Origin of the sequence: Ellagibacter sp. (genome assembly GCF_048412355.1) — a bacterium.
Taxonomy (GTDB): domain Bacteria; phylum Actinomycetota; class Coriobacteriia; order Coriobacteriales; family Eggerthellaceae; genus Ellagibacter.
The window spans coordinates 26,214-43,769 of the sequence record NZ_DBFSAP010000007.1 but is presented as its reverse complement, the minus strand read 5'-3'; the positions used below and the strand labels follow the sequence as shown (position 1 = coordinate 43,769).

Sequence of the window (17,556 nt, the reverse complement as noted above, 5' to 3'; positions counted from 1 at the left end):
CAGCCAAGAGAGCCTAAGAGCCTTCTTGCGGACAGGGACGATAAACAAGCCCAGCAGCCAAACGACCGTCCAAACGCCCGCGCACCCCAATAAGAAGGGCGCCCAATACTTCGGAACATAGGTTGCTGGATATACATTGGGAACAAGGACATGCACTAGATACGCAAGGAAGATGCCCGCAAAAGGTATGAGCATCTTCGCCGCTTCCGTCGAACGCGCCCGGAGAACCACCCTTCGCTCGGGGGGAACATCAGAATCGCGCATCATGAGGCTCTCGATTGAAGCCGTATCCTTTTGGTTTGAGCTGTCGGCTTCAGTTGAGGCAGAAAATCTCGCCATTGAACCTTCTCCTACTCAAACCTAAGAGCGTTGAGGATCTCGTGGCGCTTCGCGATGAACTCGCTGGATATGCGATCGCGGGGATGCGGCAAGTCAACGGGAATCTCGGCCACTTTCGTACCGGGACGAGGAGAGAGAACCACAACCCTGTCGGCAAGGTACACCGCCTCTTCAATGTCGTGGGTCACGAGCAAGACAATTGGCTTGAATTTCACGCACATAGCCAAGATCTCATCCTGAATAACGGCACGCGTGAAAGCATCAAGAGCCGAAAGAGGCTCATCGAGCAGCAGCACGTCAGGATCCATCACCAGCGTCTGGGCGATTGCCACGCGAGCGGCCATGCCGCCCGAGATCTGATGCGGGTATGACTTCTCGAAGCCGGCAAGGCCCATGAGGTCGATCATCTCCTGCACGCGATGCCGGTTTTCCTTGTACGTGCCGTTTGCCTTCAACCCGAAGGCGACGTTTTTCTCAACCGTCAGCCATGGGTAGAGGTTAGCCTGCTGAAAGACGAATCCGCGATTCGGGTCGGGGCCCGTGATAGGGCTGCCATTGTAGGTGAGCTCGCCTGACTGAGGTGTATCCAGGCCGGCCACCAAGCGCAAGAAAGTTGACTTTCCGCAACCGGAAGGGCCGATCAAGGCAACAACCTCGCCCTGTTTCGCCTCGAGATCGAAGTCACTCAAAGCAACCAATTCGGTTCCGTCGTCTGCTTTAAACGCGCGCTTGATTCCTTGAGCGATAAGATGATGATTGGGCGCTACCATTGGATGGCCCCCTTCGACCATTTCATGAGGTGTTTCTGACACTTGAACAAGATGGTCAGCAACACGAAAGCCATCAATATGAAAATGATTATGGTGCTGAAGATGAGATCGAACTCATTCCAACCCTGCGCGTAGTTAATGACCCATCCGAGCCCAGCCTGCACACCGAGCGTCTCGGCACCGACAAGCGACGTCATGGAAAAGCAAAGGCCCATGAACATCCCCGTGAAGATGTTGGGAAGGACCGCAGGGTAGATCACGTGAAGAATGATATGGAGCGGCGAGGCTCCCATGATCTGGGCGCGCTCTATGTATACCTTTCGCACGCCGCGAATGCCGCCCGACAGATTCACCGACAGCGGGAACCACGTGGTGAGCGCCACCAAGAACACCGAAGCGATGTGGCTTGAAGGCGCCAAAACCATGGCAATGGCCATCCAGGCCGTGGAAGGCACGGGACCTATTACCTTGATGATGGGCTGCAGCCAGTAATTGAAGAAGCGGCTGTAGCCCATGAGAGTTCCGTAAATCATTCCGGCAACGAAACCGCACGCTACGCCTTCAAGAAGAAGCGTGAACGAAGCCGAGAAATTCTTCCAAACCTTTGCGCCGTCTTCGAACACCGCTGCGATAATTGCATCGGGGCTCGGCATGACCGGCAAGAGCAGGTTTCCCGTTTTCGCCGTTTGGTAGGTGTAAAGCGACAACAGGGCAACTAGCGCAATGAGCAACCCCCAATATCGAACAACCCTCCTACGAATACCGGGAAACCAAACCGACAAGACGGAAAGCGCAAGATACGCGGCAAACAAGATGCGAAGAAATATCGGGTAATAGCGCTCCACATAACCTTCAGGATAAACCGTGGGCACAAGAGCATCGAAGCCTATCGCAACGGCGATGGCGGCAAGTGCGGCGAGAAGCTTCAGAGCGTCCTTCGCCTCGATGAAGTTAACCTTCCCGAAGATTGATTCTGTCGACATCATGTTTCCCAATTCACAACCGTCTCAGCAACACATGCGGGCTTTTAGAGCATCCAACCCGTTGACGGCCCCTCGAGAACCTTCCAGTCAGAGGCGGCAAACATCTTGCGCAGCTGCTTGATGTTGCCGCCGCGTCCGCCGTGCTCGGTGCGCTCGACGGTGTCGCGCGGGTTCGTGCCAACTTCCGCCCATGCCAGGTTGGCGCCTGCAGCAGCAGTCATCACCGTGTTTGCCGAGCAGTTCAAGCGCAGATCGCGGCCTGTCGCAAGGCGATAGACGGCAACCATGTTTGCGTTGACGATGTCGGTGAGCATGCCGCGGTCCTCCAGCAGGGTGCCGGGGACGGTGATGCGTTTGCCCACGCCAGCGGAAACCGGGTTGGTTGAGATGCAGCGCATCGTCGCCTCGGTAAGCTCCTCGGGCGTGTTCTCGGGACCGACCGGCTCGACGCACGTAGAGAGGGAAAGGCCTGCTTCGCGCATGTTGGCAAACGTCTGCATGCGATTCTCAACAGGGATGTCGGTGTCGATGCCCTCGCGCATGCGAACGGCATGGTAGGCGCCGTTCGCGCCCGCAGCCTTGAGCTCCTTGCACTGGGCAAGGTCCATGTCGGAAGTGTTGACGAGCAACGGCATGTCAGCCGGAATGACCTCGCGCACCGATCCCACCATGTCAACAAGCTTGTTGAAGCTGTAGCTTGCGGTGGTCAGCATGAGCAAAAGGTTCGCGCCCTCTTCCATATAGATCTTCGCGTACTCCAGCACGTCTTCTTTCGGGAGCTCATACTTGCCCTTGCGCACCGTGTTGCACGAGGCGAAGGAGCAGAACTTGCAGTTCATGGGACAGATGGTGCTGTTGAGGCCGATCTGCGCATGGATCTCGGCGGTCCCATTCGCTGCCTGCATGGACAGCTCCTGCCCTGCCCAGCGGATATACGCCGCTTCTTTGCTGCTGGCCTCAACGCGATAAAGGGCGAGCGTCTCCTCTTCGGTAAGCCCGTTGCCCTGAAGGCCCTTCTCGACGATGTCGTAAATGTGTTGGTCAAAAACCTGCATGTCTATGCTCCTTTTGAATTTGGTCTGAAAACGCACGATGCAATTGCGTTAAGCAATTGTATGTCATGATTCATTACTGGACAAGGTCTATTATAAAATCCAAGCGCATTCGCTCCCGAATGGCGCGGCAAGCGGAAGGGGGGCTGGTCTCCGTCGAGGTGGCGCGAGCGCAGCCTTACCCTATTCCCACACGCGTCCCTCCTAGCGGTCAGACAGCGTCGCCTTGTGCGGTAACGCCCCGGGGAAGGCCTCGGCCAGAGGCTGCATCCCCTCGATCGCATCAAGATCAAAGCACCCTGTGAATAGCCCCTTGCCGAGAGAGGCGACGTGATCGGGCATGCGAACCCTCGTCAGACGACGGCAGCTCCTGAACGCCTCGTCTCCTATCCGGTCCATCGAACGAGAGAGCGTCACCTCTTCCAACGCGGAGCATCCTGCGAAAGCTCCCCTGCCCAGTTCCTTGACGCCGGAGAGGAAGGACACTTCAGTTAAACGGCCACAGCCGCAGAAGGCGTCGCTCTCGACAGTGCCCACGCGCATGCCGCCCAAAACCGAGCGAAGGGAATCGCATTGGGCGAAGGCAGACGCGCCAATGCGAAATAGCCAATCCGGCAGCACGACCCGCTCAAGGGAGACGCAGCCGCAGAACGCCCCCTGCCCCAATTCGAACAGCGCCGGGGGGAGCACGATTTCGCGCAGGGAAGAGCACTGCGCGAAGGCTTTGCCCCCTATCGACTCCAAGCTCTCGGGCAACGTGATGGTCTCTATTTCGCCATGCCCCATGAATGCACTGGGAAGAATCTGAGTCGTTCCCTCGGGGACCGTGACGTGCTGGCGGTCATTTGAGCAATAGCGCTCGAGAATGAGAGAGAAGCGAGCGCCGCTGCCTGCGCCGCAGGACGAACGGGTTGCGGCGGCTTCCCTGTCGTTGAATGGATTCAAGGCATCTCCTAAACGTAGAGCCTGCAAGCGAAGAAGACAATACGGTCAATATGGCCAACAGCAAGGCTCTCAAGCAATAGGCGAACCAGTTTCGATCCGCGAAAGCAGCAAACAGCCCCGACCGAGTGGTAAAGCGAGACTCGGTCGAGGCTGTCCACTTGTGTTTCAGACAGTGGCTAGTGTATGACATTGTCCAATAGTTGTAAAGACCTTTTATTTATTTCTCGAAGAACCGCAGCCCTTTCCTCTCTTTCCGTGCTGGGGCCAAACTTTCCATACTCACCGCAACGCTAACCGCAAACTTGCAGACTAGACGCAACGGTTGCGGTCAGTTCGCATGCGGGGCGGGGCGCAAGCCCCCGGCAAACACGAGGGCCCTTCGGCCCGAGCGTTTGCCGCCGTACACAAGAAGGCCCTTTCCCGCTATGGTGCTTAGTCGCCAAACCTTGCCGTCCATAACAGATCGGAAAGAGCCATGGACAAACATTACAGCCAACTGACGCTGAGGGAAAGGAAGGAGATCAAGGCGGGCCTGGACCGCGGCGACCCGTTCAGGGGGATCGCGAGCCTGATCGGCCGCCAGCCGTCGACCGTCTCCCGCGAGGTGCGCGAGAACAGGCACCTGCGCGCCTACAAGGCGCGCAGGTCGGCATGCCGCGGCAGGAACTGGTGCAAGCGCGTCGGGGTCTGCGCCGAGTGCGTGCGCGAGGGCGCATACTGCGCCGGGTGCGACGCGCGCGACTGCCGGGACGAGTGCCCCGCCTACGCCGACCAGGTCGCCTGCGACGTGCTCGTCGGGGCCCCTTGGGTCTGCAACGGCTGCCGCAAGAACCGCTACGGCTGCAACCGCCCCAATCGCTACGTCTACGACGCCGAGGTGGCCCAGAAGGCCTCCGACGAGCGCCGAAGCGACTCCCGCAAGGGCATCGACATGCCCAGGGAGAAGGCGGAGGTCGCCCTCGCGCACATCAAGGACGGCCTGTCGCGGGGGCTGTCGCCCTACGAGATATCCGTGCTCTACGAGGACGCCGTGGGCGTTCACCGCTCCACGATATGCCGCTGGGTGGACGCAGGCTACGGCGGGCTGACCAACCTAGAGCTCGAGCGCAAGGTCGGCTTCAAGCCGCGCGACAGGAAGGCCCCGCGCAAGCCGACCCCGCACTCCCCCAAGCGCAGCCACGGCGAGTTCGAGAAGCTTCCGGGCGAGCGCAAGGGCGCCCGCACCGAGCTCGACAGCGTCGTCGGGAGGGCCGTCGACGCGCAGGCGGTCCTCACGCTCTACAACCTGCCCTGCCACGTGCAGCTCGCGCTGCTGGTGAGGGCGCACGACTGCGGCAGCGTGAAGAGGGCGATCGCGGACGTCAGGTCGGTCATGCCCGGGCGGATGTTCGAGAGGTGGATGCGCACCGCCCTCACCGACAACGGCGACGAGTTCGCCGACGAGGACGGGATCGGGAAGCTGCTCGGCGAGCGCGCCGAGGGCGGCGAGCTCAAGGTCCGCCTGTACTACTGCGACCCGCGCCAGTCCCAGCAGAAGGGCGGCTGCGAGAAGAACCACACGGAGGTCCGCCAGCTCCTGGAGAAGGGCATGTTCGCCTTCGACGAGCTCGTCCCGGCCGACATGGCCGTGCTCATGAGCCACGTCAACTCCAACCCCCGCGAGTCCCTCGGCGGGAAATCGCCCATCCAGATGCTGCGCTTCGTCTACGGCGACGGGGACGCCGGCGCGCTCCTCGACGCGCTCGGCATACGCGAGGTCCCGCGCGACGAGCTGACGCTCAGGCCGGAGATCCTCGACGTCGAGCGCGCCAGGCGCGGCGAGCCGCCGCTGACCCGGCTGAAGTAGCGGCGGGGACATAGAAGGGCGTTGCGCCTTGTCCGAAAGCCCCCGGGAGGGGGCTGGCGCGAGCGCGCCCTCGAACAGACCGCAACACCCCGGAAACCGGCCCGAGCCCGCGCCCGGCAGCAGAATCGGGCAGGGTTCAGCCCCGAGCCGTTGCGCCTACCTCGGGAAACACAGTCTCTCCACGCCCGTTGCGGTTACTTTGGAAAGTTACCTTCCGTGCTGGGGCTGGTTGTAGAGCGTTTGGCACTTCAGGATACGAAAGATCTTCGTTTTCGGCTGCGCGAGCCACCGGCGGCATCCCGATTTGTTTTTCGCAATACAAAGCAAGCGATTAATAGTCGTTAGCTTCCGATGTTAATTATTAACGCCGCAAAATATCCGGTCGATGCGCCGCAGCGCAGGCCCGCAATGCCTCGCGCCCGCCCTGGGATACAGTTCGGAAGCGCGCTTCATGCCCGTCTTCAGCTGATTGGCCACCTCGTCCAGAACGGCGCACGCACGTCTCCTTGGCACTCCCCACCTTACCGACTCCTCGACAAGGTCGTTTCGCCCAAGACGGTCTATGCGAATCAGGCCGTTGACGCGCATGCCCATATACGGCGTTTCGGGCGTAATCTCCAAAGCGGGAACAACGTCATACATAGGCGCCAGCGTAATCGTCTGACGATCGGGATGAAGCAACGCGTAGTTTTTTGCGTGGGCATCGGTATTGCCCAAAGCAACATTTACGGCCATCTGGCGAAGCAGCTGTTCGATTTCCCCCATAGGGTCAACGGAGTACATACGCAAGAGCTTGGCTATCCCCAAAAACGACGGGTCGCTTTTCTTCAGGGAGGAAACCGCGGCATACTTTCCCGATGGCGCCAGGCCAAGCGCCTGAGCGCAATCCTCCTGATGCAGGCGGACGACCCTGCCGTCAACCATTGCCCGGTCGAAGCGCTTTACCACCAGCGTCTGGGGCGCATCCTCGTTTTCGAGGAGGGCAACCTCAGAAGTGGCCGTCGCATACGCGGCGGCGCGCATCGCCCACGCCTCGCCCTCTATCATTCCCGGGAACTTATCCGGCTGCGGCTTCAGAATATGCGTCGAAATGGCCCCGTTCAGCGGAATGCCCACATGTTCCAACCGCACAAAACCGCTCTCGAGAGGGGGAGCGTCTTGCGCCGACACGCAGATCTTCTCTTGGAAACCGCCGAGAGAAACCCTCAGCGTTTTCGCGCTGTCGTAAGGATGGCCTGGAAGCGCCCCAAGTCGCTTGGCCAGGTCGACTTCGCCAATCTCTTCGAAACAGTCATCGGCAACCGCCGCACGATTTCGGTCCGGAGGCTCGACCGCAACGGCTCCGGCGCACTCCCACCCCACCTCTTCCAAAAGCGATAGATAGTCGTCGGCATCCACACCGAAGAACCGGGATATCTCTTCGGCGCGCGCATCCTCGGGCAACAGGCCGGCAAACCAATTCCTCGTTACATCCGAAGGGAACGGATTCGATGACACGGGAAGCGCGGTGGACAGAAGCGGAGAATCGGGATGGGCTGACGAAAGCGACTCTGCGAACCTAAAGCGCGCACCGTTTTTGAAGGGCTCCAAAAAACCAACCACTTCGCCATGAAGGCGCACAACGAGATTCTCAGATTTCATGTTTTGCCCCTTGCGACGGAACGGTCACGGAAACTTCGGCGTTTTTCGGAACGACCACAAGGCGAAGGCCCAACAACTGCAACGCGAGTTCAAGCGTTTTCGTAGAAACGCTCTTTCCGTTTTCGAGCGCGGAAAGCGTCGCATGGGAAACGCCAACCATTTCGGCAAATTCATCTTGGGTATAGCCGCGTTCACGGCGCCTCTTCTTCAGAAACGTCCCCACCTGTTTGACGGTGTAAGCGTTTGTCCAAGTCACGAAAACCAACTCCTCCGCTCAGTTTGTCAAACATATTAGACATTGTCAAACAGAATTGCAATATCAAATATCATTGATAATCTATTATTGCGGCGAAATATCAAGAATTTTTGCAAATTGCGAATATTCGGGCCAACTTTGGCGGAGCTAAAACGAGTTCTAGCAATTAAGGAAGCAGGTGCTCTTTGAGACGGCCTCAGCTGCGGTAATGCGCTTCAGCTTGCAGCAAATGGCGAACCACCCTTTCTGGTTCGGGCCATTTGCTCTCCGCCTGGTTGACCCTGTACAGGTAAACGTAGAAGTTCACCATGAGGATTCTTGCCCCCTGGGGCTTCACATTTGAGCGGGAAACAAAAAAGCAGGTCAGAAGATTTGTCTTCTGACCTGCTGTAATAGCTGGTCGGGTTGACAGGATTTGAACCTGCGACCCCTTGACCCCCAGTCAAGTGCGCTACCAAACTGCGCCACAACCCGATTCATTTGTTTGCCGTCCGCTTAAGACAGCTCGTTTATAATACCGTTACCCTTAACTGGTTTCAAGCCCCAATTTCAAGAATTCTAGGGCTTTATCGAGAATTCTGTCGGCAAGCTCGCGTTTTCCAAGCTCAGGAAGATGCTGCTCCCCCGAAGCAGACACAAAAGTCACCTCGTCCGAGTCGGCACCAAAACCTTGACCGCGAGAAACGTCGTTTGCCACGATAAAATCGGCCTTCTTGCGAGAAAGCTTGCTGAGAGCATTGCCGATGACGTCGTTCGTTTCGGCGGCGAAACCCACGACCACCTGGCCTTCGCGCTTCGCGGCCCCGCACGAGGCGAGGATATCGGGATTCTCGACAAGCTCGATATGCGCGAGCGCCTCGTCGTCGGCGCCCTTCTTGAGCTTACGGTCGGATACCGTGCGCGGACGGAAATCGGACACCGCCGCGGAGAAAACGGCGATATCGGCAGACGAAAACGCCTCGTCAACGGCAGTTTTCATCTCGAAGGCCGTGCCCACGCGCACCATCTTCGCACCAGGAACGTCCACAAGGGAAACAGGTCCCGTGACAAGCGTGACCTCGGCGCCGCGCTCAACGGCAGCCTCGGCGATCGCAAAGCCCATCTTGCCCGTCGAGGGGTTAGAGATGAAGCGCACGGAATCGATCGGCTCGACGGTGGGCCCCGCTGTCACAACGACGCGCTTTCCCACCAGGTCTTTCTCGCGTCCGAGCACTTCGAGGACATACGATACGATGTCCGCAGGGTCGGCGAGGCGACCTCGCCCCACGTCTCCGCAGGCCAGATATCCTTCTCCAGGCTCGATAAAACGCACCCCGCGCGAGGCGAGAAGCTGCATGTTGCGCTGCGTCGCCGCGGCCTCGTACATATGGACATTCATCGCGGGCGCCACCGCGATCGGCGCCGTGCAGGCGAGCGCGGTCGTCGAGAGCAGGTCATCGGCGATGCCCGCGGCCATCTTCGCCAAAACATTCGCCGTGCAGGGCGCGATGAGGAACAGGTCGCACTCCTCGGCAAGCGACACGTGATGAATCGGGTCGCCCGGACCGTCGCCGAACGTGTCGACGGCGACAGGTTCGTGCGTCAGGGCGCGGAACGTGGTCGGCCCGACGAACTCGCAGGCGTTTTTCGTCATGACGACTTTCACGCGCACGCCCGCCTTCTGCAAGCCGCGAAGGATCTCGCAGGATTTATAGGCAGCGATGCATCCAGTGACGCCGAGAAGCACCAACAGCCCGCTCGATGCCCTCCCGTCCGCATTCTGTATCTTCGCCAAATCGGTTTCGCCCATGACGTCATTTCCCTTCCCCAAGATACGGCTTCAAGACATCGCAGAGAGCGCGCACGTGCGCGCGGCTTCGGTTCAAGCACGGGACGTACACGAAGCGGGAGTCATCCACAGGATGCCCCGCCGCCCGCAAGTTGTCGCGGTAGAGCTCCCCGAATTCGATTTCCACGTCGAAGCGTGTCTCCAGGCAATCGACGGAGAAGCCAGGGCAGACGACGAAGGTGCGCCCATCGTCGACCTCGGCCAGGCGAGCGAGCGTGTCTTTCGTGAAAGGAGACAGCCACGTGCGCGCGTTGTCGAAGCGGCAATGGTAGCTTATCGTCCATGTCTTCCTGTCAAGACCCAGCTCATCGGCGACATGCAGGCTCGTAGACCCCGTTTGAAGCTCATAGGTGTCCCCATCTTCGATATCGACAAGCGGGATAGAATGGAACGAGAACACAAGGCGGTCGCCCGGCTGCTGGCCGAACCCGGCATGCTCGATAGAGGCAGCGAGCGCGCGGATATAGCTCGGGTGCTCGGCATATCCCCCCACAACCGTCGTCGGGTCTTTGAAGCGAGCCTGCCGCACGGCGCGAGCGACCCCGTCTTCCACGGAAAGCGTCGTGCTGTGGGCGGTTTGAGGGTACATCGGCAACACGACGATACGGTCGCATTCGAGCTCGCGAAACTCGCGGATCGCCTTTTTGATGGGCGGCTCGCCGTAGCTCATCGCGATGCGGACGGGGGCGTCGAATCCCTCGCTTTCAAGGCGCGCCCCGAGCGCTGCCGCGAGCGCCTTGTGCGTTACAAGCAGCGGCGAACCCTCTGGGGTCCAGATCTTTCGGTACTTCTCGGCCGACGCGACGCTTCGCTTCGGCAAGACGGCCAAATGGAGGATGAACCACCAGATGAAACGGTTCATGGGAGCGATGTGCTTGTCCATGAGAAATTGCCCCAGGTAGCGCTTGACGGCCTTCGGCTCAGGCGCCGACGGCGTCCCGGTGTTCACGAGGAGTACGCCCACTTTCTCTCTGCCATGCAACGCCATACCGCATCACTCCTATTCGGGTAGCTCGCCTTCGACCGAAGGGCGAGGCGCATCTGTCAAAAGGGCGGCAACTTCCCGTCCGGCGTCGGTCATGCCGAGACTTCGGTCGCCCAAGCTGCGAAGCGCTTCGTCAAGGTCGCGCGGCAGGTTATCGGCGAACTCGAGCTCCTCGGAGGTCTCGGGGTGGGTGAACCGAATCCTGAACGAGTGGAGGAATTGCCGCTTGAGCCCCAGCTGTGCGCGCGCGTCCTTCGGCCCGTTCGCCGTGTATACGGGATCGCCCACAAGCGGGTGCTTCGCGTACTGCATGTGGACGCGAATCTGATGCGTGCGGCCCGTGAACAGCTTGCAATCGATCAGCGTGTAGCCATCGTCGTGCTGGCGCGGCTCGAAGCGCTCGAGCACGCGGAATGTGGTGACGGCGTCGCGGGCGGAGGGCACGTCGCGCACAGCCATGCGCGTGCGCTCGTTGGCGCTTCGCGCGATGGGCGCGTCGATCATGCCCGTATCCGGTGCGATCACGCCGTGAACGAGCGCGAGGTAGTGGCGATCGACCGCGCGATCGCGGATATCCTCCATAAGGGCATAACCAGCCGCATCGGTCTTCGCAGCGAGCATAAGCCCCGACGTGTCGCGATCGAGGCGGTGCACGATGCCGAGGCGGTCGTCCTCGCCCTGCACATTGCAAAGGTGGTCGGCCCCGCAGTGGTAGATGAGCGCGTTAACAAGCGTCCCATCAGCATGGTCGATGGACGGATGGCACACGAGCCCTATCTGCTTGGACAGCACGATAAGGTCGTCGTCCTCGAAGCGGATGTCAAGGTCGATTGGCTGTCCCGTTACCGGGCCCGCCTCTACCTCTTCCTCTTCCTGGTACACGATCACGTCGCCCGCAGCGACCGCATACTTCTTGACAACGTTGGCCCCGTTCACGAAGACATTGCCCGACTCGATCGCCCGCGCGGCGGCGCTGCGGCTCGCAAAGCATGCGCGCGCCGCAAGAAGCGAGTCGAGCCGCTCCCCCGCATCAAGCGCCGTGACGGAATAACTCAACATACGCGCCATCTATTCCCCACCCCCGTTTTCGCTCCCACGCGCCGCGCGCTTCGCCTCGGTGCGCTCATGGATGAGAAGCGATACGATAAATAATATGATTCCGCAGGTCACACCAATGTCCGCAATGTTGAAGATAGGAAAATCGATAAACGTCGGCTCGATGAAGTCGACGACAAAGCCCAGGGTGAAGCGGTCGATCGCGTTGCCGATGCCGCCCGCGACGACAAGCGATATGCCGATAAGCTCGCCTGCGTTCGGGTGCTGCGGGGTAAGCGCAAGATACGCTGTGAGCGCGATGCAAACCACGAGCGAGAACGCGCCGAGAGCCCAGGTGGCGCCTGAGAAGATGCTCCAGGCACCACCCGTGTTGTAAACGAGATGGAAGCGGAATATGCCGAGAATCGGGTCGGAAATCACCTGTCCCGCATGGTATGAGCCGTTGAAGAACAACTTCGATGCCTGATCAAGGACAAGCCACACCACCACGATGGGGATAAACACGGCGAACCGCCGCGCAACTGCGCGCACGGTCCGCCCGTTCTCGAAATCTTTGTCGGCGCTCAAGCGCTAGTCCTCCTCGGAAAAGCCGATCGAGTCGAGCACGTCGCCGCAGCGCTCGCAGACATGCGGGTGATTGGCGTTGCCGCCGAGCTCGCGCACGTTCCAGCAGCGCGGGCACTTCTCGCCTACCGCAGGAGCGACAGCACAGGAGAAGCCCTCGCCCGCTACGACTTCCACCGCCGCGCAGACGAAGACCTCGGCGAGGTCGACATCGGCCAAAGCGGCGGCGACATCGGCGGGAAGGGTGAGCGTGGCGGAAGCTGCCTGGCTCGTGCCCTCCGTCACGACGCCCGCTTCCTTCGCTTCCTCAAAAGCCTTGGTGAAGACGTCGCGCGCGGTTGCGAGCTGGTTGTAAGCGGAAAGCAGCGCGGAGGCTTCCTCGGCGGACCAAGGGGCCTCGAACCAGTCGAACAAAGCCGCGCGGGTCTGGCCGTCGCGCATTGACTCAGGCAGAAACGTCATAACCTCGTCGCAGGTGAAAACAAGAATCGGCTGCAAATCGTGCACGAGCATCGAGAGGATCTGCGCCCACACGGTAAGAGCGCTGCGGCGATCGTGCCCGTCGGCCTGACCGCAGTAGACGCGGTCCTTGGTGGCGTTCAGATAACCGTTGGAAAGCTCGGTCACGTAATCGTAGAGGTTGCGGTACACCACGTTGAAGCGATAGCCCTCATAGGCTTCCGTCACGATCTCGTGTACCTGGCACAGGCGGGCAAGCGCGAGCTTGTCGTAGCCGGCCAGCTCTTCGGTCGCCACGGCATCGGTCGCGGGGTCAAAGCGGCCCTCGATCTCGCCGAGCAGGAAGCGAAGCGTGTTGCGGATCTTGCGATACGCCTCACCGACGTGGGAGAGGATCTCGCCATCGCACGTGACGTCGTTGGAGGTATCGACGGAGGAGACCCACAGGCGCATAACGTCGGCACCGCGGGTGTCGCATTCCTTGTTCGGGTCGATGACGTTGCCGAGCGACTTGGACATCTTGCGGCCCTGGCCGTCAAGCGTGAAGCCCTGGGAGACAACCGCCTTGTAGGGAGCTGTGCCGTACGCGCCCACCGAAGTCATGAGCGAGCTCATGAACCAGCCGCGGTGCTGGTCGGAGCCTTCGAGGTACATATCGGCAGGGAACTCGAGGTTGTCGCGGTGCTTGCAGACGGCGGTGTGGGAAACGCCTGAGTCCCACCATACGTCGAGGATGTCCTTGTTGGCCTTCAGGTGATGGCCTCCGCACTTGAGGCAGACGCACGCATCGCCGAGATAGCTTGCGGGGTCGTCGGTGAACCAGCAGTCGGAGCCCTTGCTCCGGAACAGTGCAATGACGGCGTCAAGCGTCGCGTCGTTCACGACCGTTTCGCCGCAGTCTTCGCAGGTGAAAGCAGGAATAGGAACGCCCCAGTTGCGCTGGCGGGAGATGCACCAGTCAGGACGGCCCTCCACCATGGACCCGATGCGCTTCACGGCATGAGGCGGATAGAACGCGACCTTCGAGAGCTCGTCGAGCGCCTCTTCGCGCAGCGTGTGACCGTCGTCGAGCGCTTTGTCCATCGAGACGAACCACTGGCTCGTCGCGCGGAAGATGACGGGCTGCTTGCAGCGCCAGCAGTGCGGGTAGCTATGGTTGATGTCCTCGTGGAGGATGAGCGTACCGCGCTCGCGCAGCCACTCGATGATCTTCGGGTTGGCCTCGTTGACCTCCATGCCGGACCAGGGACCGCCCGTGCCCAACTCATCGCCTTTGTAGAAGCGGCCGTCGTCATCGACGGGCATGACCACGGGGATATTGAATTTCATGCCGACGAGGTAGTCGTCGACGCCATGCCCAGGAGCGCCATGGACGATGCCGGTGCCGTCATCCAGAGTGACGTAGTCGGCGTAGACGAACTCGCCCTCGACTCCCTGGTCGCCGAAGATGGGCTGCTTATACTTGTTGTGGGCCAGCTCGATGCCGGTCATGCTCCAAGGCTCGCCGTCGGCGCCGCGCACAAGCTCGACTTCGCCATAGCCGAACTTCTCGCAGTCCTTCTCAACGAGCGCCTGCGCCATGATCTCGACCTTGCCGTCGTGGACGACCGCGACGTAATCGGCCTCGGGGTGCAGGATGACGATGTCGTCGGCGGGCAGGGTCCAGGGAGTGGTGGTCCAGATGTCGACCCAGAGCTTGCCTTCCCAGGCTTCAAGCCCAGCCGGCACCGTCGTCATCTCGAAGCGCACGAAGATGGCAGGGCTGACCTCGTCGCCGTACTCGATTTCCGCCTCGGCGAGCGCCGTGTGGCAGTGCGAGCACCAGTGCACCGGCTTGCGGCCGCGATAGATTGCACCACGGTCGAAGATAGCCTTGAAGATTTCGACGTCGGTGGCATCGTAGTCGTTCACGTAGGTGAGGTAGGGGTTGTCCCACTCGGCAAGCACGCCCAGACGCTTGAAGCCCTGACGCTGCGTGTCGACCTGCTCGACGGCCATCTTGCGGCAGAGCTCGCGGACCTTCTCGGTGGGCAGCTGGTTGAACTTCTCAGTACCGAGCATGGTCTCGACCTTATGCTCAATCGGCTGACCGTGGCAGTCCCAGCCGGGCACATAGGGGGTGCGGAAGCCGCGCATCGCCTTGTAGCGGTTGATTATGTCCTTCGAAATCTTGTTCTGCGCGTGGCCAAGATGAATGGGGCCGTTCGCGTACGGGGGGCCATCATGCAGGACAAAGGGCTTAGCGTCCTTGTTCTTCTCCTGCAGCTTCTCGTAAACATGGTCCTCTTCCCACTCCGCGAGGCGCTTGGGCTCGTTTTTCGGGAGATTACCCCTCATCGCGAAGTCGGTAGTGGGCAGGTTCATCGTTTTCTTGTAATTGCTCGCCATAAAAGCGGCCCAGCCTTTCCCGATCGGTTCCTATGCAAAGCGCACGAGTGCGCCATCCGTCAAACCACAAGAGTATAAGCCAAGAAGAAGGCTCGTTAATTGGAAGAGCGCACGGTTTCCCAAAAACACGATAGGCGGCATGGCCATCCCGCAGTCAAAACCGCGGCAATCCTCCGTCAACCGCAATCGGCATCCCCACCTCGAGAGGAGACAGGGTTCGCGTCACCGCAAAACGGCGCCAAGCCAGCATCACCGCCGCTGCCCAGCGGAGATTGGGGCGTGAGCAGATAGAGGGGGTCCACGTCGAGTGCCGCCGCAAAGCGACCGAGATACTCAAGCGTCGGGTTCGCTTTGCCGTGCTCGACTTTGTCGAGATACGGCCGCCCTACCCCGCAACGTTTGGCGAAATCTGTCTTCGTGATCCGCAAGGCCCTGCGAAGGCGGCGAACGTTGGCGCCGAACACTGCGCTGAGAAAAGACGAGCAATCGCGCTCGAGCAAGCCGTTTCTGTCCGCACTTCTTATATCCATAGATGCCATACTATAAGGCCCCGCACCGATAAGAAGGGAATCATGCTACGGCGCGCGCCCCGACACGAAATCCCAACAGGATACTAAACTTTTCTTGCTAGGCGAGAAGCGCCGGGAAACGCGAGGTCATTCCAGGTAGGCACCCGTCTGGCGCTCCCACAAGTTGGCGTACTCCCCGCCTTGAGCCACAAGCTCGGAATGCGGGCCATCCTCCACAATGCGCCCGTCGTCCAGAACGACAATGCGATCGAGGCTTGCCACCGTCGATAAGCGATGCGCCACCACGATACACGTGCGCCCGCGCATGAGCGTCGAAAGCGCATCCTGGACAAGCTGCTCGCTCTCGGAGTCGAGAGCACTCGTGGCCTCGTCGAGCACGAGCACAGGGCAGTCAGCCAAAAGGGCGCGCGCAATCGACACGCGCTGGCGCTGCCCACCCGAGAGTTTCACGCCGCGCTCGCCAGTGATCGTGTCGAAACCTTCCGGCAGCCGCTCGATGAACTCGAGCGCGTTCGCCAGCCGCGCCGCCTCGCGGATTTCCTCAGGCGTCGCGTTGGGGCGACCGTAGGCTATGTTCTCGGCGATCGTGCGGTGGAACAGCAGCGACTCTTGGGGGACGTAGGCGATCTGGCGGCGAAGCGATTGCTGCGTGCAGCGAGCGATGTCCTGCCCATCCACGAGAATGCTCCCCTCCTGGATATCGGAAAGGCGCAGCAACAGCTTCGTCAAGGTGGTCTTGCCCGCCCCGCTCATACCGACAAGGCCAACTCGCTCACCTGGGGCGATATGCAAGTTGAAATCCTCGAACACGCGCGTTGTCGCCGAACCGTCGGTATACCAGAACCCGATATCGCGAAAGTCGATTTCCCCGTTGCTCACCCGCAGATCGGGAGCGCCAGGAAGATCGGCCACGAGCCGCGGCTCGTCGAGCACCTGCGTCATCCCACTCGCGTCGCCGAACGCGCGGTTCATCTTCTGCAAACCGTTGTTGATGAAGTTGAACTGGTTCGTCACCGTATAGGTGTAGGTAAACATGAGCACGAGCGTGCCGGGCGTGATGCCGTACCAGGCATTCCCCCCGATGATGAAGACGGTGACCGCGCTCATGATGACCACGGCGATGCACGCCGTGACGATGCCGCGCGCAAGCGATGCGCGCATGCGCCGATTGTCGCGCTCGACGACGCAGCGGTTCGCCTCGTCGAAAAGCGCGCGCTCGTAATCCTCGCGTCCGTAGGTCTTCACAGCAAGGATGTTCGCGACCGAATCGGACAGCTCTCCCGACAGCTGGTTTTGTGCGCTCGCCGCCTTCTCGTTCAGCCCGAGAATCCTCTTGTACATATAGTAGGACACGCAGGCGTAAACCGCGAGCAGCACCATCAGGACGGCAACGTAGACGGGCACACGCGGGATTAACACGGCGCAGGTGAACACCACCGAGCAGAGCACCGGCAGGAAGGGAAACGACAGCGTCTCCAAGATGAGCTGATAGGCGCTCATGAACTTTGACGTCTGGCTCACGAGCGTCCCGCCAAAGCGGTTCGAATGGAACGACATCGACTGGTTGCACAGCGCGTCGAAGCTCATCGTGGCAAGGTCGTAGGAAGCTGCAATCTGCAGACGGTACATGCAGTAGTCCTGCAGCTTGCTCGCCGCCTGGCCGAGCACGTTCACGGCAACGAGCGCGAGCACGAAGGGACCGAACGCGGCGAACACCTCGTCAGCAGCAACGGGGTTCGCGCTCACCTGATCGACCACCATGGACATGAGGTAGGGATTCGCGTACGAAAGCAGGGCAACATAGGCAAGCGTGGAGACGACAAGCCCTGCGAACAGGCCGAAATGCGAGCGCGTGACCAGCCAGAAGTAATGGAGCGTACGACGAGTGGTCGCAGGCATTGCAGGGGCGGACAT

14 protein-coding genes and 1 tRNA gene are annotated in these 17,556 nt (G+C 60.5%); 1 reads left to right on the top strand and 14 read right to left on the bottom strand.

Annotated features, from left to right (window positions below):
- Positions 1–350: 350 nt before the first annotated feature.
- From ACMRQN_RS00965 to ACMRQN_RS00950, 4 genes are all read right to left on the bottom strand, one after another.
- Entirely contained in the window at positions 351–1,109 is a 759-nt protein-coding gene (locus tag ACMRQN_RS00965) for an ABC transporter ATP-binding protein (RefSeq protein WP_418733430.1), read from the bottom strand.
- A complete protein-coding gene (locus tag ACMRQN_RS00960) occupies positions 1,103–2,092 on the bottom strand; it encodes an ABC transporter permease (protein WP_418733429.1) in 990 nt (329 codons plus the stop codon). Before ACMRQN_RS00960 ends, ACMRQN_RS00965 begins: the two co-directional genes overlap by 7 nt.
- Positions 2,093–2,136: 44 nt before the next feature.
- On the bottom strand, positions 2,137–3,147 hold the full coding sequence (locus ACMRQN_RS00955) for a radical SAM protein (protein ID WP_418733428.1): 1,011 nt from the start codon (positions 3,145–3,147) through the stop codon (positions 2,137–2,139).
- Between the two features lie 201 nt (positions 3,148–3,348).
- A complete protein-coding gene (locus ACMRQN_RS00950) occupies positions 3,349–4,089 on the bottom strand; it encodes a leucine-rich repeat domain-containing protein (RefSeq protein ID WP_170264482.1) in 741 nt (246 codons plus the stop codon).
- Between the two features lie 475 nt (positions 4,090–4,564).
- Here ACMRQN_RS00950 and ACMRQN_RS00945 point away from each other — a divergent pair, with 475 nt between their 5' ends.
- Positions 4,565–5,935, top strand: a complete 1,371-nt coding sequence (locus ACMRQN_RS00945) for a transposase (RefSeq protein WP_418733427.1) — start codon at positions 4,565–4,567, stop codon at positions 5,933–5,935.
- 354 nt (positions 5,936–6,289) lie between these two features.
- Here ACMRQN_RS00945 and ACMRQN_RS00940 read toward each other — a convergent pair whose 3' ends face one another.
- The 10 genes from ACMRQN_RS00940 to ACMRQN_RS00895 form a co-directional block, all read right to left on the bottom strand.
- Positions 6,290–7,576 carry a type II toxin-antitoxin system HipA family toxin gene (locus tag ACMRQN_RS00940; RefSeq protein ID WP_158048582.1) on the bottom strand — a complete coding sequence of 429 codons (1,287 nt, stop codon included), beginning with the start codon at positions 7,574–7,576 and terminating at the stop codon, positions 6,290–6,292.
- The gene (locus tag ACMRQN_RS00935) at positions 7,566–7,832 is read right to left on the bottom strand and encodes a helix-turn-helix domain-containing protein (RefSeq protein WP_170264483.1); all 267 of its coding nucleotides are present in this window, start codon (positions 7,830–7,832) and stop codon (positions 7,566–7,568) included. The genes ACMRQN_RS00940 and ACMRQN_RS00935 overlap by 11 nt, the downstream gene beginning before the upstream one ends.
- A 397-nt stretch (positions 7,833–8,229) precedes the next feature.
- Positions 8,230–8,306, bottom strand: a tRNA-Pro gene (locus ACMRQN_RS00930).
- Between the two features lie 52 nt (positions 8,307–8,358).
- Positions 8,359–9,621: a bifunctional phosphopantothenoylcysteine decarboxylase/phosphopantothenate--cysteine ligase CoaBC gene (coaBC, locus tag ACMRQN_RS00925; protein WP_418733426.1), complete on the bottom strand. Its 1,263-nt coding sequence runs from the start codon at positions 9,619–9,621 to the stop codon at positions 8,359–8,361.
- Positions 9,622–9,625: 4 nt separating this feature from the next.
- The gene (gene hemH, locus ACMRQN_RS00920; protein WP_418733425.1) at positions 9,626–10,648 is read right to left on the bottom strand and encodes a ferrochelatase; all 1,023 of its coding nucleotides are present in this window, start codon (positions 10,646–10,648) and stop codon (positions 9,626–9,628) included.
- Positions 10,649–10,660: 12 nt separating this feature from the next.
- Positions 10,661–11,713: an RluA family pseudouridine synthase gene (locus ACMRQN_RS00915; protein ID WP_418733424.1), complete on the bottom strand. Its 1,053-nt coding sequence runs from the start codon at positions 11,711–11,713 to the stop codon at positions 10,661–10,663.
- Positions 11,714–12,268: a signal peptidase II gene (gene lspA, locus ACMRQN_RS00910; protein ID WP_418733423.1), complete on the bottom strand. Its 555-nt coding sequence runs from the start codon at positions 12,266–12,268 to the stop codon at positions 11,714–11,716.
- Positions 12,269–12,271: 3 nt separating this feature from the next.
- Complete coding sequence (gene ileS / locus ACMRQN_RS00905; RefSeq protein ID WP_418733422.1) at positions 12,272–15,112, bottom strand: isoleucine--tRNA ligase; 2,841 nt, start codon at positions 15,110–15,112, stop codon at positions 12,272–12,274.
- A 176-nt stretch (positions 15,113–15,288) separates the two neighbouring features.
- Positions 15,289–15,651: a helix-turn-helix domain-containing protein gene (locus tag ACMRQN_RS00900; RefSeq protein ID WP_418733421.1), complete on the bottom strand. Its 363-nt coding sequence runs from the start codon at positions 15,649–15,651 to the stop codon at positions 15,289–15,291.
- Between the two features lie 117 nt (positions 15,652–15,768).
- On the bottom strand, positions 15,769–17,556 hold the full coding sequence (locus ACMRQN_RS00895) for an ABC transporter ATP-binding protein (protein ID WP_418733420.1): 1,788 nt from the start codon (positions 17,554–17,556) through the stop codon (positions 15,769–15,771).